Genomic DNA, 17,687 nt, shown 5'->3' with positions numbered 1-17,687 from the left:
GCGTCGCAGGCAGTACGAGTAGTACGACAAGACGCAGCAACGACGCCAGAAGAGTTTTGTTAGGCGCTCTTAGTTGCTGAAGGCGGCGATACCCGTTTGCGCGCGGCCCAGGATCAGCGCATGCACATCGTGCGTGCCTTCATAGGTGTTCACCACTTCCAGGTTCACCAGGTGGCGGGCCACGCCGAACTCGTCGCTGATGCCGTTGCCACCCATCATGTCGCGGGCCAGGCGGGCGATGTCCAGTGCCTTGCCGCAGCTGTTGCGCTTGATCAGCGAGGTGGCTTCCACCGCAGCCGTGCCTTCGTCCTTCATGCGGCCCAGGCGCAGGCAGGCCTGCAGGCCGATGGCGATCTCGGTCTGCATGTCGGCCAGCTTCTTCTGGATCAGCTGGTTGGCAGCCAGGGGGCGGCCAAACTGCTTGCGGTCCAGCGTGTACTGGCGCGAGGTGTGCCAGCAGAACTCGGCCGCGCCCAGCGCACCCCAGGCAATGCCGTAGCGCGCGCTATTCAGGCAGGTGAAGGGGCCCTTCAAGCCCTGCACTTCGGGGAAGGCGTTTTCTTCAGGCACGAACACATCGTCCATCACGATCTCGCCCGTCACGCTGGCGCGCAGGCCCACCTTGCCGTGGATGGCCGGGGCCGTCAGGCCCTTCATGCCCTTTTCCAGCACAAAGCCGCGGATGGGGCCCACGGCGCCGCCTTCGGAGACTTCCTTGGCCCAGACCACGAACACGTCGGCCACGGGGCTGTTGGTGATCCACATCTTGCTGCCCTTGAGCTTGTAGCCGCCGTCCACCTTGTAGGCGCGCGTGGCCATGCTGCCGGGGTCCGAGCCATGGTCGGGCTCGGTCAGGCCGAAGCAGCCGATCCACTCGCCACTGGCCAGCTTGGGCAAATACTTCTGGCGCTGGGCTTCGGTGCCGAATTCATAGATCGGCACCATCACCAGTGAGCTCTGCACGCTGGCCATCGAGCGGTAGCCCGAGTCCACGCGCTCCACCTCGCGGGCGATCAGGCCGTAGGCCACATAGTTCAGGCCCGGGCCGCCGTACTGCTCGGGGATGGTGGGGCCCAGCAGGCCCACTTCGCCCATCTCGCGGAAGATGGTGGTGTCCATCTTCTCGTGGCGGAAGGCGTCGAGCACGCGCGGAGCCAGCTTGTCCTGGCAGTAGGCTGCTGCGGCATCGCGCACCATGCGCTCGTCGTCGCTCAGTTGCTGGTCGAGAAGAAAGGGGTCGTCCCAATGGAAGGCGGCGTTTTTGGCCATGGTGCGTGTCTCCGTGAAGAAGCAGATGAAAGAGGGAGGCACGGTACGGGGCCGTGCTGCGAATGGGTGCCATCGTAGGCCTGTCGCTGCCTGCCAGCAAGCGAGTTCTTTTCATCCAGAAATGCGTTTTTGGAATGTATGGAATACTGGTAGCTCAATTTGAGCTGATAATTTGCAGGTTCAAAGTGTTTCCAAGTTCCTGTTCAGCATGCGCCGCAATATTCCCTCTACCCAGGCACTGGCCTGTTTTGAAGTCGCCGCCCGGCACGAGAGCTACACCCGCGCCGCGCAGGAGCTGTCGCTCACCCAAAGCGCCGTGTCGCGCCAGATCCAGGCGCTCGAAGAGTTTCTGGGCGTGGCGCTGTTCCGGCGCACACGCCATGGCGTGGTGCTCACGCCCGCTGGGGCGCACTATGGCCGCCAGGTCGCGCGCTGGCTGCAGGGGCTCGAGCGCGACACGCTCGACGTGATGGCCCACCAGGGCCAGGGCGGCACCTTGTCGCTGGCGGCCGTGCCCACCTTTGCCACCCGCTGGCTGATACCGCGCCTGCCGCTGCTGGCGCAGCAGCACCCCGACATCGTGGTGCATATCGAGACGCAGACCCGGCCCTTTCTGTTTGCCGACGCCCCGTTCGACGCCGCCCTGTACGCCGGCACGGCCGAGCAGGTGGCCAACTGGCCTGGTATCACCGCGCAGTTGCTCATGACCGAGGACGTGGTGCCCGTGTGCAGCCCGCGCCTGCTCGAAGCCGCCGCGCAGCGCGGCCTGGGCCGCGCCTACCAGCCGGTGGCCCCTGCGGTGCTGACCGAGCTGCCGCTGCTGCAGCAAAGCACGCGCCCCTATGGCTGGCGCCAATGGTTCGAGGCCATGGGGGTCGATGCGCCGCATGCGCTCGACGGCCCGCGCTACGAGCTGTTTTCCATGCTGGCCGTGGCCGCCACCTGCGGCCTGGGCGTGGCGCTGATCCCGCCCCTGCTCATCGAAGCCGAGCTGGCGCGCGGCGAACTGGTGGTGGCCTGCAACCAGCCGCTGCAGGGCGAGCGCGGCTACTACCTCGTCAGCCCCGCGCATGTGCAGTCGCCCGTGCTGGCGGCGTTTTCGCAATGGCTGCAGCAGTCCGCTCGGGGCAGTGCCTGATCAAGGAGCTCCCCCGCTTGCGCCCCGCAGCGGACAGGTCTACGCTGGTGGCGCGGGCAATGGTGGGGTGAGGGCCGCGTCCTCCCTGGTCCTACAGCCCGAGTGGAAAGATGGACGGAACGTATGCGGTGCGCGTGGGTCACACCGGGTGTATGGCCTTTGGGGCAACGCCCCGGGCCATGCAGGCACCTCATACCTTCACTATTTCATCAAGGAGCCGTCATGACATTGAACGCGAACTACAGCCCCGTCTACCATGCCCCCCATTTCGAGCCCACGGTGGACGAAATCGCCACCCTCAAGCACCTGGAGATGGAGAACATCAGCGTCACTTCGGCGCTGAAGGAGCATATGTCCGGGCGTTTGTACGAGCACGGCTTCATCACCAAGAACGCATCGGGCCAACTGGCCATCACCGACACCGGCCGCCACCTGGTGCGCAGGCAGAACAACTGACCCACACGGCGCTCGCGGCCTGCCGGTTTGGGCAGGCCCTGCGCGCTGCGCCTACACACCGGGGCTGCAGGTCATCGCACAATGGCAGGTACAAGGAGGCCATGATGCAAGACCCGCAGGAAGAGAACGTTTTCGGTGAGTACGACGGATCGACCTACTCGGCCACGCTGCGCGAGCAGGCGGGCCGGTACTACTGCAGCAACCTGGTGGTGGACGGCCACAACACGCTGGTCACCAACGATGGCTGGGCCAGCCGCGAAGAGGCCATGCAGGCGCTGGACGAGATTGCGTCGGGGGCTCGCAAGCCTTAGGGCCTGTTCACACTAATTTCGGGGTCGCGAAGGCCCTTGCCGGCCTGACAGTCTAGGCGCGTGACGCAGCGTGTGCATTTGCACACGCAAGGAGCGCAACAACGAGTGGCGCGCCGGCAAGGGCCTTCCCTTCGGGTTGGCCGGCCTGGGGGCCGTCTGCGGCGTTGCCCGCGCTTGCAAGGTGCACACCTTGCTGCACGCGGGCGCTTTGCATCCAGCCCCCAGGCCGCGCAACGCGATCCCCGAAATTAGTGTGAACAGGCCCTAGCCCATCCGCCCCTCAGGGTCGGTTGCAGGGCCCGTGGGCGCAAGGCGCCACACCCCGGTGTGGTGCCTTGGTTCGTCTCCGTTACTTGTCCATTTCTTTGAAGACCTCCGCCGCCACGCGGAAGGAGTCGATCGCTGCGGGCACGCCGCAGTAGATCGCGGTTTGCAGGAACACTTCCTTCACCTCGTCACGCGTCAGCCCGTTGTTGATCGCCCCACGCACATGCAGCTTGAGTTCGTGCGGGCGGTTCAACGCCGTGAGCATGGCCAGATTCAGGAACGAGCGCGTCTTGCGGTCCAGCCCGGGCCGGTTCCACACATCGCCCCAGCAGTACTGGGTCACCATCTCCTGCATGTCGATGTTGAAGTCCGTCGCATTCTGGATCGCGGCGTCGACGTAGGCGGCACCCAGTACCTCGCGGCGGGTGGACAAGCCCTGGTCGAACAGGGCGGGGTTCTTGGGGGCGAGGGCTCGGGTCATGAAAACTCCTGGAGGGCAAAGGAATGAAAAAACAGCGCAAACCTGCGCCGCAATTTAAAGACAATAAGATTGTCTGACAATCATATGATAAAGCTGTACCAGAAGGCAAGAATCGTATGTTGTCGGACAATCTGTTTGCAGGAAGATCCGCTAGGATGCCGCGATGACCGCCATGCTCCCTGTGCCCCGTGAAGAAACCTCGCTGCGCGAGCGCGCCACCAGCGCGCTGCGCCAGGCCATCCTCGACGGGGTCTTTTCGCCCGGCCAGAAGCTCTCGGAGCGCGAGCTGTGCGAAAGCCTGGAGGTCAGCCGCTCCTGCGTGCGCGAATCACTGCAGCACCTGCAGGCCGAAGGGCTCATCACCATCGTCCCGCACCGCGGGCCCGAAGTGAGCACCATCTCACCCAGTGAGGTGCGCGACATCTACGAAGTGCGCGCCCACCTCGAAAGCCTGGCCGCCAGGGGATTCGCGCTCAAAGCCCCGCCCGAGCAGGTGCGCGCCCTGCGCGCCAAGCTCAACGAACTGGCCAAACCCGCCCTGGCGCAGGACCGGGCCCGGCTGCTCCAGGCCAAGAACCAGTTCTACGAAATCCTCGTCGACGGCTGCGGCAACCTCGTCGCCGGCCAGATGCTGCGCCAGCTCAACAACCGCGTGACGGTGCTGCGCCGCATCTCCATGGCCCAGCCCGAGCGGCTGCCTTATACGCTGCAGGAGTTGAACGCCATCGTGTCCGCCATCGAGCGCGGCGACGGCGAGGCAGCCGCCCGGCTGTCGGCCGCGCATGTGCAGAAGGCCGGGGAGAACGTGCTCCGCAGCATGGAGCACAAGCCGTAGCGGGGCAGGGGTTGGCTTATTCCTTGATGAACCGCAGCAGCAGTGCACTGGTCGCAGGGGCGATCACCAGCTCGCCCTCGATGAAGCCGTAGAGGCGCCCTTCGGGACCCGCGGAGTAGAGTTCATTGCCGTCGATGCGGTAGAGCAGGTGTTCGCCATCGCGCACGTACTCGTCGCCATCGACCACGCCAACGTGTCGCCCAGACGCGTCGGTCACATTCCATCGGCCTGTATTGAACATTGAGAACCTCCCGGTTGCCGGTATTTGGGCGTCGCAGCAGCATTCGAGTCACAAGTGAAACTGTATTTGGCGATAGGCCTTACACCAATGCCAGCACCGACAAGGCGCCTATTGCCATCAAACCAAAGCAAGTCATGGTGTCGGGGTCGGAATTGAACCGGCACGCCTTGCGGCGGGGGTGAGTCGCTGTGTGACGTGCTCTGTCTGGGTAAACGGTACGAAGCTGAGCGAAAGTTGGAGAAGGGAACGGTAATTCCACGTCAGTAGGCTAGCGAAATTTCCTAAATCGGATTTGTGTACCTGTACTGTACTGCGGACGCTGCCACTCCTCATCATCGCACCTACCGTACTTTTACGGCGGCCATAGGAGTAGCGTCAAAAATGGGCATGGCTACTGGAAAAACCAAAATATTGAAACCAAAAGTGTCTTATGCACTTAACATGAAGCGGATCGATGCAATTAAGAATTCGTCTCCGAAATTTCAAGCATGCACGCTTCGTTTTCCCCTCGAAACCTCTCGATTCAGCGCTGCTTGTTGCACGCTTTGAATCCAAGCCGCCACTCAACTTTGATCTGTGGCCGACCGGTTGCTTTCCAGTGTTTGTCCCTGAGAGGCGTACATGGCTAACTTCCCGGTTTTGGAGCGCGTGCGCGTCACGGAATATGGCCTTTACGTCGGGACCGCCGATAAGCCAGGCCTCGACCACCATTTCGTGGACGGCGTGAACATCATCGTCGGCATCAACGGCCTCGGCAAGACGACGCTACTCAACATCCTGCTCCGCTCGCTGTCTGGAGCCTCTGACGTACCTGGCGACGACGCCCTGGGCGACAAAAAGCGCCGCCTGATTCCTGTCGAGCGGAACTGGTTTCGCAAGAGGGTTCCCGATGACGCCGTAAACGCGAAGGTGACGATCTGGTTCAAGCTCGGCGAGCGGCATTTCGAAGTTACGCGCTCGCTGGCCAATCTGGATGTGACGGAACTGTGGGTGGACCAGCAGCAAGTGCCGCACGGGCGAGCTGCCGAGTTGGAAGCCGCCTACCGCGACACGGTGCAGGTCGCCGCTGGACTGTCGTCGTTCGATGACTTCGTGTTCTTGCTGCGCTATGTTATTTTTTACTTGGAAGATCGCCGCAGCTTGGTATGGGACCCGGCCGCGCAGGGCGACATCTTGGGCATCCTCTTCGGGGCTATAGGTGAGCGCACGCACTACGTTGAACTCTTCAACGACCTTCTCAGCAAGGACAGCGAGTATCGAAACATGCACGCGGTGGTGCACGGACGCAAGCGCAAGCTTGACAAGCAGAACAGCACGATTGAGGGTGGTCAGATCGAAATGCTGGTCAAGACGCTCGACGAGCGCCGTAGTCAGCTGAAGGATCTCGCCGCTCGTAAAAACGAACTGAGTCGGACGCGCGACGATCTCCGCGAGCAGATGGAGAACCGTCGGCAGGAGATACACGAGAAGCGTGCATCGTTGGCGGCCCAGCTCAACTCCTTCTACGAGTCGTTCTTCCCGTCACTGGACGGCCCGGCTCGATACATTTTGGCGCACTTCGAGGCGGGTGTGGGATGCTTGGTATGCGGCAACAGTGGCAAGGAGGCGACGCAGCGCGTCGCCGCTAAGCTCATGATGAACATCTGCCCGGTATGTGACAGCCTGCTGGAGGACGCTCACAGCCCGGCAACAGATCCTTTTGCTGGCGAAGACATCGAAGCGCAGCGCCTGGAGATTGCAGCAGCTGAGTTCAATCTCGCCGCTATGGCGGCGCCGCTGCAGTCTGCTGAAGAGGATTACTCGACAACGTCTGCCGAGCTCGTCTCGGTAACCGGCTCCATCGTCGATCTCGAGCTTCAGCTCAAGAAACTTGGGCAGAGTATCCCGGCTGTGATGGCCCAGCGGGACGAACTCCACCAGCAAATGCTGAGCTTCGAAGCGGTTCTCAACCAACTGGACGTCGAGCGAGTCGAGTTGGCCAAGCAGTTCGGAGAGTTGGCTGAAATCATCCATCAGGAAGTTCAGGCAGTCTCTGCGGAAATCGAGCAGACCTTCGCGAGATACATCAGTGGATTCCTAGCCGAGCAATGCGAGATCAAGTATTCGCCGCGCTATCGGCAACTGGGGCAGCGGGCCAACACTGAGCAGTTTCCGTTTCCTCATTTCATCCCTGCGCTTACTTCAGGTGTTCATCGCGGCGGCGCGACCGTGCGCGAGGCAGGGCAATCGGTATCGGAGTCACAGAAGGAGTTCATCGACTTGGCCTTTAGGATGGCCTTGCTGGCATTGGCTGCGCCGGGAGCCCCGACCATGCTGATTTTGGAGACGCCGGAGGCCAGCCTCGATTCGGTCTTCGTGCCGCGTGCCGCTGACCTGCTGCGTCGATTCGCCACCAAGACTGGCCCTGCCCACGGTACGCGACTGATCGCCTCGTCCAACGTCAACCGTGAGGAAATGATCCCAGCGCTCTTCGGTGCCTATCCGGACAAGCAGTTTTACGGCCAAGTAGTTGATGAGCAAGTGAGTGAGATGCCGGAGACGATCCCGCCCGAAGCTCGGGATTCCCACGTGCTGGACTTGATCAGGATTGCCGCGCCCACCCGCGCGTTGGATAGGTTTCGCGCCGCCTACGAGGAGGAACGAGATCTGGCGATCTATCCCGAGCGCCGTGACGGCGCGAGGGCACCATGAGTCAGGGCGGCCTCAAGCCGGGCGAGTCCGACGGGAAGTCGGCGAGCCTGGAAAGCGCTGGCATGTGGAAGGCGTGGGTGGTGCTTTGCATTTCCGAATCCCAGCGCATGGGACTAACGCCTGTATCCACGGCACAATTGCACGTCATCCTGTATTTGGCCAATACGTTGGCCGATCTTTACGGCGTCACGCGAGTTCGCGGTCGGGTGCTAAAGCGCGGAGCGTATCCGTTCTTTCCTGACGTTCAGCGTGAGGTCGATCGTCTGGCCTTCGCTGGCGTGCTCACGATCGAACATGTGGAGTTTGGTGTGAAAGGGCACCTCGCCGCGCACTACGCCCTGGGCGAGCGCGGCGCGCAGATCAGCCAGGCCATCGTCGCTCATTCGATGGAAGCACAAAGAACCGCTCAGCTGCTTTGCGAACTTGTTTGCGCCTGCTTTGGTCGTTTTTTATATGAGCGCGCTGACATCGGCGCGATCGATGCAAACTACGGTGATGCCCTTGTCCTCGACGGTGAGGTGGTGGACTTTTCCGAATGGAGTTCTGACAACAAGAACATGGGCTTGGCACGCTTGCTCATCGAAAAACTTCGCGCTTTGCGCCCAGACGCCCAGCGGGACGGCGTGAGGTTGTATTGCGACTACTTGGATAAGGCGTTGGCCCCAGCATGAATGGAAGCTCCACCACTCTCCCTGGCTTGGGGGGGGCGAACCAGCAGGCTGTTGCTGCTGTTGTAAGTGACGGTGCGGCCGTCGTGTCTGTCGCTGATGTGGGAACGAAGGAATCATTTCTGGATGCCTGGACACGCAGGCTCGCAGACCATGCGAGACTGCTGCGGACCAAAGGAGAGGCACTCGCGCATCCTGTCGTGCTGGTCTATGTGCCTGATTGGGCAACGATCGGCAAGGAGCTTGGCTGGGTGCGTCGCCCTATGCTCGGATCCCGTGTCGCCGACGCGCTGTCTGGAACCTTCGGCGTCGGCGCGTTGAACGCCGGCGCTTTCACGAAGCCCCAGCAGGTCTTGGACGTCAATGACGTGGAACAGACCATAGTGCAAGCTGGCTTGGGCGACTGCCTCACGATCGCATTGATGAGCACGACGGAGTTGTGGATCTGGATGCAAGGGATGGACGCGGGCACGCAGCCATTTCAGAAGCTGCTGGACGATGCGCCGGTGGCCTTGAACCTCAACACGTTGGATGACAAGCTCAGTGAGTTTTATGAGAAGGTGGCGCGACAAACCGTAACCTGGTGGAAGGACGCGAAAGAGCGCGTCACGGTTAGCCCGCCTGAGGCGATCGTGCAACACGATCTGTGGTTGTACCTATTGGGCGCGTACGCCGACCGCGCAAAAGTGAAGCAGGAAGTCAAGATCGGCAATGGGCGCGCGGACCTCATATTTACTCCGGACCATAATTCAGATAGTAGCGCGGTGTTCGAGTTGAAGGTAACGCGCGACTGTCATACGCCTCAGCCTGGCACCACGACTCCCACCAAGATCGGACTGAACGATAACGTCAAATGGGCTGTGTCGGGCGTTCAGCAGACGCACGCCTATCGCGACCAAGAGAAGCTCGATGGGGCTTTTCTTTGCGTTTACGACTTCTGCGCCGGCAATCGCCCGGAGATAGAGAAAGCCGTGCAAAACGCCGCCATTCAACTCAACGTTATAGGGCGCAGGTACTGGATCACTGCGTCGAACGAAGAGCATCGGAAGGACCGTTTCCCGCTACTCGCGCCGGCCACAAGCGCACCTCCCGCAGTAAACGGCGATGGGACGGCCACCGCATTGCCCGGCTCAATCGTACAGCCAACTACTCCTTCAGCGCCTTCGTCAAACAAGCCTTGACGATGGCGACTAAATGCTGAGCTCGACGATACTTTCAGCAAGCTGGTAGCTGCCACCTTGCTGTGCGCTGGCGCGCATCTGGCGGACCTCCTTGGTAGCCACGCGACCGAAACCCATACTTCGAGCCAGCTCGGCTAGCACGGTGGCGACCTCGATGCGTGTATTGGCGTAGCGGGAGTCGCCTACGACCATCATGACGCGGCCGTCATTTGCAAGCAGCCGTTTGGATTGCTCAAGCACTAGTTCCAAATCTCGGAAGTACGCGCCGATCATTTCCGGGATGTTCTTGTCCCACAGTGAGTGGCGCTGTTCATCTAGGGCTTTCAGTGTGCGCTCCAGCGTGCTGGATTCGCCGACGGGGCCTTCGTAGTTACGCCTAATCTGCACATGAGACCGTAAGGTTTCGTTACGCAGGCGGGTGTTATCGGCAGCGCAACCGAAGTACCCCAGCATCCAAAGCTCCACGTTGTAGATGTCGGTGTAGTCGAAAGAATTGGGATACGGAGGAGAGAATACGATCAGGTCGGCGGGCTCTTGAACCTGCTGTAGCGCCGCTCGTGAATCGCCATTGATCACTGTGACCCGCGACCGCGGACGACCCTCGAAACGTAGTACGTCTTCGAAAGATGTGTTGAATTGACGGCCAAAGTACTCGTCAAGCTTTTCGATCGTGGGCTGGTTAAGCTTCCAGGCACGGCGGTAGCGACGGCCTTTGCCATTCACATAGACGTTACTGCAGTCCACCAGCACAGCGCCTAGCACCACGCGGAAGAAACGTTGTATGTCAGCGTCCTTTATGAATTCAATACAGGTGAGGTACTGTGCTAGGCGCCCTGCCACGTCACGCGGGAATATCCAGCGATCTTTCTCGTCTGATTCGATGAACGTCGATGGCAGGTGAGCCAGACGGCTCAGGTCTGCGGGAGTATCTTGCAACTGTGCTTGAAAGTCAGCCGCGGCCGAGCGCAACTTCTCGGCGGTCAGTGGACTCACCTTGGCTTTGATGACATCAGCAAGGAACGGATTGACCTCCACCGTGGTTGCATCAATGGAGAGCAGCTGCGATGTGATAGCGCTGGTGCCTGACCCCCCAAACGGGTCGATCAAGTGTTGAGGGCGGTACCCGAGCGATCCAATGGCCGCAGCGACGAACTCCGGTGAGAACGCCTCCTTGAAGTGAAACCAGCGCTGGAACGCCGTCTCATGCCCGTGCATATGGGTCGTGAGTGCGGCACCGGTTGCGCTGGGGCGGTCGTGCTTTTTCGAGTCGGACCTTGTGTCGAACCAATCGGGGGCCGACGTGAAATGATCGCGCAAGGTTTGAAGGTAGCGCTCGGGTGGGCTTCGCATAGTTGACTTGGATTGTGACAGACGTGTCACTTGAGGCGGCACTGGAAGCCCTAACACTGCTGGCACCTGCGCGACGGGATCGCAAGCTTTTTGTGCCCAGCAGTGCTGGAGCACTAACGCAGTACGGATCGCTTCGAAATCACCGAAGGGTGTCAAACTTGAAGTGCAACACAGCTGATTGAGATTCGGTCAGTGCCAGTGAATGGTCGAGGCTGTGTGAAAACGTCGATGCAGGACTTTCGCGGGGGTACTTCAACCGTTGCTCGCATCGAGATCGTACGTTGTAGGCCGTTTTGAGCGGTCGATTTCTGAGCGGATCGTCAGATCGAGGGAGCAATGCGCGTTTTCAAACAGCCTCAGTCGTGTCCTGACACTGCAAAATCGACTGCATGAGCTGCTGGAGCGCTTAACAAGGTGACTTCCAGCCCAGTGTCTCGGGGGGCCTGTTGTTTGTCAGATTGGCAATGGAGTCCAGGGCAACCTGATCGTGGACGCCCAGGCGCGAACCTTTGGGCAGAAACTCAACCCCTTGGTATTCTCGCCACTGCCCCTCTGTCAAGGGCTGTGCGGATCACAGAAGTACACCTGTGGCCTGTGCGAACTCCCAATGGCGGGACATCTCCTTGCCCTGGTCGTAGATGAGCGTCTGGCGCATGGACTGGGCAACTTGGTTGAGCTTGACCGCGAAGGCCGCTAACGCCGACTGGGCAGGGACGTCGGGCATTCAGCATCAGGCGCTTTGCGGAACACATTCCTGAACCATGGCCGGAAGCCATGGTGCCCGGGGCCGGAATCGAACCGGCACGCCTTGCGGCGGGGGATTTTGAGTCCCCTGCGTCTACCAATTTCACCACCCGGGCAGGGAATTCGTGAAGACTCAAATTATGGCACAGTAGGGCGCATGAAATATCCGACGATTGAAGACGCGATTGGCAAGACGCCGCTGGTGGCGCTGCAGCGCATTGGGGCGGCAGACAGCACCGCGCGGGGCAACGTGATCCTGGGCAAGCTCGAAGGCAACAACCCGGCGGGCTCGGTGAAAGACCGGCCGGCGCTGTCGATGATCCGCCGCGCCGAAGAGCGCGGCGACATCCGCCCCGGCGATACGCTGATCGAGGCGACCTCGGGCAACACCGGCATTGCGCTGGCCATGGCGGCGGCGATCAAGGGCTACCGCATGGTGCTGGTGATGCCCGAAGACCTGTCGGTGGAGCGCGCCCAGACCATGAAGGCCTTTGGCGCCGACCTGGTGCTCACGCCCAAGAGCGGCGGCATGGAGCATGCGCGCGACCTGGCCGAGGCCATGCAAAAGCGCGGCGAGGGCAAGGTGCTCGACCAGTTCGCCAATGCCGACAACCCGCGCATCCACTACGAGACCACGGGCCCCGAGCTGTGGGAGCAGACCAGTGGGCGCATCACCCACTTCGTGAGCGCCATGGGCACCACGGGCACCATCACGGGCGTGTCGCGCTTCTTGAAGGAAAAGAACGCCGGCATCCAGATCATCGGCGCGCAGCCGCAGGAGGGCTCGCGCATCCCGGGTATCCGCAAGTGGCCGCAGGAATACCTGCCCAAGATCTTCGATCCGAGTGCTGTGGACGAAACCGTGAATGTGAGCCAGGATGATGCCGAGGACATGGCCCGGCGCCTGGCGCGCGAGGAGGGCATCTTCGGCGGCATTTCGGCGGCAGGGGCCTGCTGGGCGGCGCTGCAGCTGTCGCAGCGCGTGAGCAACGCGACCATCGTCTTCGTGGTCTGCGACCGGGGTGACCGCTACCTTTCCACCGGGGTGTTCCCCGCGTGATGGCGCTGGCCGGCCACCGCTGCTACGCTGTGGTGGCGCGGCCCGCCGGCCCCGCACGATGAACCAATCCATGCAACAGCCCGCCCCCATCCGGGAAGGCTGATGCTATAAAATCAAGAGCAACATGCAGTACGAACCCCGCCATTGCACCCATTGCGGCACACCGCTGGCCCTCATCACCGTGGCAGAGGATGGTGGCGACAAGCAGCGCCTGCGCTGCCCGGCCTGCGGCTGGACGCACTGGAACAACCCCACGCCGGTGCTCGCCGCCATCGTGGAGGTCAACGGCCAGGTGCTGCTGGCGCGCAATGCGGCCTGGCCAGGCAAGATGTTCGCGCTGATCACCGGCTTCATGGAGGCGGGCGAATCACCGCAGGAAGGCATCGCGCGCGAGGTGAAGGAAGAGACGAACCTCGACGTGACCGCCACCACCCTGGTGGGGGCGTACGAATTCATGCGCATGAACCAGGTCATCATTGCCTACCATGTGGTGGCCCATGGCGAGGTGAAGCTCTCGCCCGAGCTGGTGGACTACCGGATGTACGATCTGGCTGACCTCAAGTGCTGGCCCGCCGGCACCGGCTATGCGCTGGCCGACTGGCTGCGCACGCGCGGGCACGAGCCGGTGTTCTTCACCGCCGAAGAAAATGCAGAGCGACGCCGCGGCCTGGACCTGCCGCCAAAGGACTGACGACCATGGACATCCACAAAGAAATCGACACGCGCGGACTGAACTGCCCGCTGCCCATCCTCAAGGCCAAGAAGGCGCTGGCTGACCTGGCCAGCGGCCAGTTGCTCAAGGTCGTGTCCACCGACGTGGGCTCGGTGCGCGACTTTCAGGCGTTTGCCAAGCAGACGGGCAATGAGCTGGTGGAGCAGACGACCGAAGGGGCCGACGAGGCGAAAGAGTTCATCCACGTCCTGCGCCGCAGGTAACAGCGATGGTCTGAATGGAGCGAGGAAAGTCCTCGCTCCACAGCAAAAAGTCCTCCTGCTGCAAGCAGCAGCTGGAGGACTTTTTTGTGGGCGTGCCGCAACCGGTGCGGCATGAAGGCGTACCTTACAGGCTCAACCCCTTGAGGTATTCACGGAAGTGGGCGCCCACCTGAGGGTGCTCCAGGGCCAACTCCACGGTGGCTTCAAGGAAGCCCTCCTTGCTGCCGCAGTCGTAGCGCTTGCCTTCGTACTGGAAGGCGTAGACGGCCTCGTGCTGCATCAGGCGGGCGATGCCGTCGGTCAGCTGGATCTCGCCGCCCACGCCGCGCGGCTGGTTGCGGATCTCGTCGAACACGCCGGGCGTGAGGATGTAGCGCCCGGCCACGCCCATGCGCGAGGGGGCCACGTCGGCCTTGGGCTTCTCGACGATGCGGTCGATGCGGATCAGCGGGCCCCCGGCGGATTCACCGGCCACGATGCCGTACTTGTGTACCTGGTCCTCGGGCACCTCCTGCACGGCGATGACCGAGCGGCCCTGCTGGCGAAAGGCCGCTGCCATCTGCGCCAGCACCGGCTGGCCGCCCTTGGGGCCGACCATCAGGTCATCGGCCAGCAGCACGGCGAACGGCTCCTTGCCCACCAGGGGCTCGGCGCACAGCACGGCGTGGCCCAGGCCCAGCGAGCGGGGCTGGCGCACGAAGGCGCAGTCCATGTCGTCAGGCTGCACCGAGCGCACCAGGGCCAGCAGCTCCTGCTTGCCGGCGGCCTCCAGCTCACTTTCGAGCTCGTAGGCGGTGTCGAAATGGTCCTCGATGGCACGCTTGCTGCGGCCGGTCACGAAGATCATGTGGCGGATGCCGGCGGCGTAGGCCTCTTCCACGGCGTACTGGATCAGCGGCTTGTCCACCACGGGCAGCATCTCTTTGGGCGATGCCTTGGTGGCGGGCAGAAAGCGCGTGCCCAGACCGGCAACGGGGAAAACGGCTTTGCGGATGGCGGATGCAACGGTCATGGGGCTCCTTGCAGGAAAGGGAAATAGAAAGAGGGCAGGGCCCGGCAAGGAGCCGGGCGCATCTGCCCTCAGTATCGCGGGATTTTTACCCCAGGCGTGTAAGCTGATCGCGCAATCGGCCCAGCGTGGCGGTGAAGTCGGCGATGCGCTTCTTGGCCTCGTCGATCACTGCAGGCGGCGCCTTGGCCACGAAGGCCTCGTTACCGAGCTTGGCGTTGGCCTTGGCCAATTCGCCCTCCAGGCGGGCGATTTCCTTGGAGATACGGGCCTTCTCGGCCTCGACGTCGATCTCCATGTGCAGGCACATGCGCGCCTCGCCCACCACGGCCACGGGTGCGGCCTGTGCGGCGGCGGCCCACGCGGCCTCGTCGTCGAACACCTTCACTTCGCTGAGCTTGGCCAGCGATTGCAGCACCGGTGCCACGCCGCGCATGAAGTCCGTATCGCCCACGGTGTACAGCGGCAGGCGGGTCGATGGCGAGACGTTCATCTCGCCGCGCAGGGTGCGGCAGGCGTCCACCAGGCCCTTGACGCGCTGCATGTGCGCAATGGCGGCCTCGTCGATCTTGCTCGGCTGCGCCTCGGGGTAGCGGGCGATGCTGACCGAGTCGCCTTGCAGGCCGGCCACCGGCGCCACCGTCTGCCACAGGGCTTCGGTGATGAACGGGATGATGGGGTGCGCCAGGCGCAGGATGGCTTCGAGCGTGCGGATCAGCGTGCGGCGCGTGGCGCGCTGCTCGGCCTCGGCGCCGGTCTGGATCTGCACCTTGGCGATCTCCAGGTACCAGTCGCAGAACTCGTTCCAGACGAAGTCATAGATCGTGTTGGCCACGTTGTCCAGGCGGAACTCGGCAAAGCCCTTGGCCACCTCGGCCTCGGTCTTTTGCAGCAGCGAGGAGATCCAGCGGTCGGCCTGGCTGAACTGCATGTAGCCGTGGGCGGGGCCGCCGGGCTGGCACTCTTCCTTGGTGTGCTCTTTCAGGCCGCAGTCCTGGCCCTCGCAGTTCATCAGCACGAAGCGGCTGGCGTTCCACAGCTTGTTGCAGAAGTTGCGGTAGCCCTCGCAGCGCTTGCTGTCGAAGTTGATGCTGCGGCCCAGGCTGGCCAGCGCAGCAAAGGTGAAGCGCAGAGCATCGGCACCGTAGGCGGGGATACCCTCGGGGAATTCCTTTTGCGTATTCTTGCGCACCGTGGGCGCGGTCTCGGGCTTGCGCAGGCCGGTGGTGCGCTTGTCCAGCAGCGGGTCGAGGGCGATGCCGTCGATCAGGTCCACCGGGTCGAGCACATTGCCCTCGGACTTGCTCATCTTCTTGCCCTGCGCGTCGCGCACCAGGCCGTGGATGTACACGTGCTTGAACGGCACGCGGCCCGTGAAGTGGGTGGTCATCATGATCATCCGGGCGACCCAGAAGAAGATGATGTCGTAGCCGGTCACCAGCACGCTGCTGGGCAGGTACAGGTTGTAGTCGTCGGTCGGGCCGTCGCCCTGCTCGGGCCAACCCATGGTGCTGAACGGCACCAGGGCGGAGGAGTACCACGTGTCCAGCACGTCCTCGTCGCGGCGCAGCGTCTTGCCCGGGGCCTTGGCCTGGGCTTCGGCTTCGTTGCGGGCCACGATCACGTTGCCGTCTTCGTCGTACCAGGCCGGAATCTGGTGGCCCCACCACAGCTGGCGGCTGATGCACCAGTCCTGGATGTTGTTCATCCACTGGTTGTAGGTGTTCACCCAGTTCTCGGGCACGAACTGCACCTCGCCCGTGGCCACGGCGTCGATGGCCTTCTGGGCGATGCTCTTGCCCGTGGGGTCCTGCTCGCTCACCTTGCTCATGGCCACGAACCACTGGTCGGTCAGCATGGGCTCGACCACCTGGCCGGTGCGGGTGCAGATGGGCACCATGAGCTTGTGCTTCTTGGTCTCCACCAGCGCGCCCGAGGCTTCCAGGTCGGCCACGATGGCCTTGCGCGCCACGAAGCGGTCCAGGCCGCGGTATTTTTCAGGGGCGTTGTCGTTGATGGTGGCCTGCAGCGTCAGCACCACGATCATCGGCAGTTGGTGGCGCTGGCCCACGGCATAGTCGTTCGGGTCGTGCGCAGGCGTGACCTTGACCACGCCGGTGCCGAACTCCTTGTCCACATAGTCGTCGGCAATGATGGGGATCTCGCGGCCCACCAGGGGCAGCACCACGTTCTTGCCGATCAGGTGCGTGTAGCGCGCGTCCTCGGGGTGCACCATCAGCGCCACGTCGCCCAGCATGGTCTCGGGGCGGGTGGTGGCCACGGTGAGGCTGCCCGAACCGTCGGCCAGCGGGTAGGCGATGTGCCACAGCGAGCCGTCCTTCTCCTCGCTCTCGACTTCGAGGTCGGACACGGCGGACTGGAGCTTGGGGTCCCAGTTCACCAGGCGCTTGCCACGGTAGATCAGGCCCTGCTCGTAGAGCTTCACGAAGGTGTCGGTCACCACCTTGGAGAGCTTGTCGTCCATGGTGAAGTATTCGCGGCTCCAGTCCACGCTGTCGCCCATGCGGCGCATCTGCGTGGTGATGGTGTTGCCGCTCTGTTCCTTCCACTCCCAGACCTTGGCGACGAAGTTCTTGCGTGCTTCGGGCGGGGTGGGGCCCATGTCGTGGCGGCTGATGCCCTGCTCCTGCAGCTGGCGCTCCACCACGATCTGCGTGGCGATGCCGGCGTGGTCGGTGCCGGGCACCCAGACCGTGTTGAAGCCGCGCATGCGGTGGTAGCGCGTCAGGCTGTCCATGATCGTCTGGTTGAACGCATGGCCCATGTGCAGCGTGCCGGTCACATTGGGTGGCGGCAGCTGTATGGAAAACGCCGGCTCGCCCGCCTGCGCTACGCCGGTGCCCCGAAAGCCCGCTACACCGTAGCCACGGCGTTCCCATTCGGGGCCCCAATGGGCCTCCAGGGCGGCGGGTTCAAAGGACTTGGAAAGGCTGTCGAGGCCGGTTTGTTGCAGGGGCGAGCTCATGGGGTAGGGCTGGTGGTGGGGCCGCCCGGGGGCTGCCTCCACGTTCGAGAGGGTGGAACCGGCC

The 17,687-nt window shown here is 62.8% G+C and carries 17 protein-coding genes and 1 tRNA gene; 10 read left to right on the top strand and 8 right to left on the bottom strand.

The annotated features are described in order from the left end of the window. Window positions 1–69 precede the first annotated feature (69 nt). Window positions 70–1,269, bottom strand: coding sequence for an acyl-CoA dehydrogenase (locus tag ASE31_RS09005; RefSeq protein WP_057201388.1), 1,200 nt, complete (start codon window positions 1,267–1,269; stop codon window positions 70–72). Between the two features lie 208 nt (window positions 1,270–1,477). Between ASE31_RS09005 and ASE31_RS09000 the strand changes: the two genes are divergently transcribed. From ASE31_RS09000 to ASE31_RS08990, 3 genes are all read left to right on the top strand, one after another. Next, window positions 1,478–2,407, top strand: a complete 930-nt coding sequence (locus ASE31_RS09000) for a LysR family transcriptional regulator (RefSeq protein ID WP_057201387.1) — start codon at window positions 1,478–1,480, stop codon at window positions 2,405–2,407. A gap of 222 nt (window positions 2,408–2,629) precedes the next feature. Then, the gene (locus tag ASE31_RS08995; protein WP_057201304.1) at window positions 2,630–2,863 is read left to right on the top strand and encodes a hypothetical protein; all 234 of its coding nucleotides are present in this window, start codon (window positions 2,630–2,632) and stop codon (window positions 2,861–2,863) included. Between the two features lie 104 nt (window positions 2,864–2,967). Next, window positions 2,968–3,174, top strand: a complete 207-nt coding sequence (locus tag ASE31_RS08990; RefSeq protein WP_157412419.1) for a hypothetical protein — start codon at window positions 2,968–2,970, stop codon at window positions 3,172–3,174. Window positions 3,175–3,523: 349 nt separating this feature from the next. Here the strand turns inward: ASE31_RS08990 and pcaC are convergent, their stop codons facing one another. After that, window positions 3,524–3,922, bottom strand: coding sequence for a 4-carboxymuconolactone decarboxylase (gene pcaC / locus ASE31_RS08985; protein WP_057201302.1), 399 nt, complete (start codon window positions 3,920–3,922; stop codon window positions 3,524–3,526). Between the two features lie 163 nt (window positions 3,923–4,085). Here pcaC and ASE31_RS08980 point away from each other — a divergent pair, with 163 nt between their 5' ends. Beyond that, window positions 4,086–4,757 (top strand): GntR family transcriptional regulator, encoded by a 672-nt coding sequence (locus ASE31_RS08980; protein ID WP_057201301.1) that lies wholly within the window; start codon window positions 4,086–4,088, stop codon window positions 4,755–4,757. Between the two features lie 16 nt (window positions 4,758–4,773). Here ASE31_RS08980 and ASE31_RS08975 read toward each other — a convergent pair whose 3' ends face one another. Continuing rightward, window positions 4,774–4,974 (bottom strand): hypothetical protein, encoded by a 201-nt coding sequence (locus tag ASE31_RS08975; protein WP_235514370.1) that lies wholly within the window; start codon window positions 4,972–4,974, stop codon window positions 4,774–4,776. A 645-nt stretch (window positions 4,975–5,619) separates the two neighbouring features. On the opposite strand from ASE31_RS08975, the gene ASE31_RS08970 reads away from it, so the two are divergent. The 3 genes from ASE31_RS08970 to ASE31_RS08960 are packed head-to-tail and all read left to right on the top strand — an operon-like array spanning window position 5,620 to window position 9,538. Next, a complete protein-coding gene (locus ASE31_RS08970; protein WP_057201299.1) occupies window positions 5,620–7,689 on the top strand; it encodes a hypothetical protein in 2,070 nt (689 codons plus the stop codon). Then, window positions 7,686–8,360, top strand: a complete 675-nt coding sequence (locus tag ASE31_RS08965; protein ID WP_057201298.1) for a hypothetical protein — start codon at window positions 7,686–7,688, stop codon at window positions 8,358–8,360. The genes ASE31_RS08970 and ASE31_RS08965 overlap by 4 nt, the downstream gene beginning before the upstream one ends. Further along, window positions 8,357–9,538 carry a hypothetical protein gene (locus ASE31_RS08960; RefSeq protein ID WP_157412418.1) on the top strand — a complete coding sequence of 394 codons (1,182 nt, stop codon included), beginning with the start codon at window positions 8,357–8,359 and terminating at the stop codon, window positions 9,536–9,538. Before ASE31_RS08965 ends, ASE31_RS08960 begins: the two co-directional genes overlap by 4 nt. Before the next feature lie 9 nt (window positions 9,539–9,547). Here ASE31_RS08960 and ASE31_RS08955 read toward each other — a convergent pair whose 3' ends face one another. The 3 genes from ASE31_RS08955 to ASE31_RS08950 form a co-directional block, all read right to left on the bottom strand. After that, window positions 9,548–10,855, bottom strand: a complete 1,308-nt coding sequence (locus ASE31_RS08955) for an SAM-dependent methyltransferase (protein ID WP_235514369.1) — start codon at window positions 10,853–10,855, stop codon at window positions 9,548–9,550. 604 nt (window positions 10,856–11,459) lie between these two features. Further along, on the bottom strand, window positions 11,460–11,612 hold the full coding sequence (locus ASE31_RS31510; RefSeq protein ID WP_157412417.1) for a hypothetical protein: 153 nt from the start codon (window positions 11,610–11,612) through the stop codon (window positions 11,460–11,462). A gap of 51 nt (window positions 11,613–11,663) precedes the next feature. Beyond that, window positions 11,664–11,748, bottom strand: a tRNA-Leu gene (locus ASE31_RS08950). 41 nt (window positions 11,749–11,789) lie between these two features. Here ASE31_RS08950 and cysM point away from each other — a divergent pair. The 3 genes from cysM to ASE31_RS08935 all read left to right on the top strand — a co-directional run bounded on the left by cysM (window position 11,790) and on the right by ASE31_RS08935 (window position 13,628). Continuing rightward, window positions 11,790–12,692 (top strand): cysteine synthase CysM, encoded by a 903-nt coding sequence (cysM, locus tag ASE31_RS08945; RefSeq protein WP_057201295.1) that lies wholly within the window; start codon window positions 11,790–11,792, stop codon window positions 12,690–12,692. 124 nt (window positions 12,693–12,816) lie between these two features. Beyond that, window positions 12,817–13,383 (top strand): NUDIX domain-containing protein, encoded by a 567-nt coding sequence (locus ASE31_RS08940; protein WP_057201294.1) that lies wholly within the window; start codon window positions 12,817–12,819, stop codon window positions 13,381–13,383. Between the two features lie 5 nt (window positions 13,384–13,388). Then, the gene (locus tag ASE31_RS08935) at window positions 13,389–13,628 is read left to right on the top strand and encodes a sulfurtransferase TusA family protein (protein ID WP_057201293.1); all 240 of its coding nucleotides are present in this window, start codon (window positions 13,389–13,391) and stop codon (window positions 13,626–13,628) included. 124 nt (window positions 13,629–13,752) lie between these two features. Here ASE31_RS08935 and galU read toward each other — a convergent pair whose 3' ends face one another. Beyond that, on the bottom strand, window positions 13,753–14,640 hold the full coding sequence (gene galU, locus ASE31_RS08930) for a UTP--glucose-1-phosphate uridylyltransferase GalU (RefSeq protein WP_057201292.1): 888 nt from the start codon (window positions 14,638–14,640) through the stop codon (window positions 13,753–13,755). An 85-nt stretch (window positions 14,641–14,725) separates the two neighbouring features. Further along, window positions 14,726–17,623 (bottom strand): valine--tRNA ligase, encoded by a 2,898-nt coding sequence (locus ASE31_RS08925; protein ID WP_057201386.1) that lies wholly within the window; start codon window positions 17,621–17,623, stop codon window positions 14,726–14,728. Between the last annotated feature and the right edge of the window lie 64 nt (window positions 17,624–17,687).

The sequence above is a fragment of the Acidovorax sp. Root217 genome (assembly GCF_001428645.1).
Classification (GTDB): Bacteria; Pseudomonadota; Gammaproteobacteria; order Burkholderiales; family Burkholderiaceae_C; genus Acidovorax.
Note: the sequence above shows the minus strand (reverse complement) of the source record. Positions and strands in the feature narration are given on the sequence as shown.

Excerpts from the sequence above, each read along its gene's own strand:
- ASE31_RS08960 (WP_157412418.1), top strand. The coding sequence starts at position 8,357 with ATGAATGGAAGCTCCACCACTCTCCCTGGCTTGGGGGGGGCGAACCAG.
- ASE31_RS08995 (WP_057201304.1), top strand. The coding sequence starts at position 2,630 with ATGACATTGAACGCGAACTACAGCCCCGTCTACCATGCCCCCCATTTC.
- ASE31_RS09000 (WP_057201387.1), top strand. The coding sequence starts at position 1,478 with ATGCGCCGCAATATTCCCTCTACCCAGGCACTGGCCTGTTTTGAAGTC.
- ASE31_RS08925 (WP_057201386.1), bottom strand. The coding sequence starts at position 17,623 with ATGAGCTCGCCCCTGCAACAAACCGGCCTCGACAGCCTTTCCAAGTCC.
- ASE31_RS08970 (WP_057201299.1), top strand. The coding sequence starts at position 5,620 with ATGGCTAACTTCCCGGTTTTGGAGCGCGTGCGCGTCACGGAATATGGC.
- ASE31_RS09005 (WP_057201388.1), bottom strand. The coding sequence starts at position 1,269 with ATGGCCAAAAACGCCGCCTTCCATTGGGACGACCCCTTTCTTCTCGAC.
- ASE31_RS08935 (WP_057201293.1), top strand. The coding sequence starts at position 13,389 with ATGGACATCCACAAAGAAATCGACACGCGCGGACTGAACTGCCCGCTG.
- ASE31_RS08940 (WP_057201294.1), top strand. The coding sequence starts at position 12,817 with ATGCAGTACGAACCCCGCCATTGCACCCATTGCGGCACACCGCTGGCC.
- ASE31_RS08980 (WP_057201301.1), top strand. The coding sequence starts at position 4,086 with ATGACCGCCATGCTCCCTGTGCCCCGTGAAGAAACCTCGCTGCGCGAG.
- galU (WP_057201292.1), bottom strand. The coding sequence starts at position 14,640 with ATGACCGTTGCATCCGCCATCCGCAAAGCCGTTTTCCCCGTTGCCGGT.
- ASE31_RS08990 (WP_157412419.1), top strand. The coding sequence starts at position 2,968 with ATGCAAGACCCGCAGGAAGAGAACGTTTTCGGTGAGTACGACGGATCG.
- ASE31_RS08965 (WP_057201298.1), top strand. The coding sequence starts at position 7,686 with ATGAGTCAGGGCGGCCTCAAGCCGGGCGAGTCCGACGGGAAGTCGGCG.
- cysM (WP_057201295.1), top strand. The coding sequence starts at position 11,790 with ATGAAATATCCGACGATTGAAGACGCGATTGGCAAGACGCCGCTGGTG.
- ASE31_RS31510 (WP_157412417.1), bottom strand. The coding sequence starts at position 11,612 with ATGCCCGACGTCCCTGCCCAGTCGGCGTTAGCGGCCTTCGCGGTCAAG.
- pcaC (WP_057201302.1), bottom strand. The coding sequence starts at position 3,922 with ATGACCCGAGCCCTCGCCCCCAAGAACCCCGCCCTGTTCGACCAGGGC.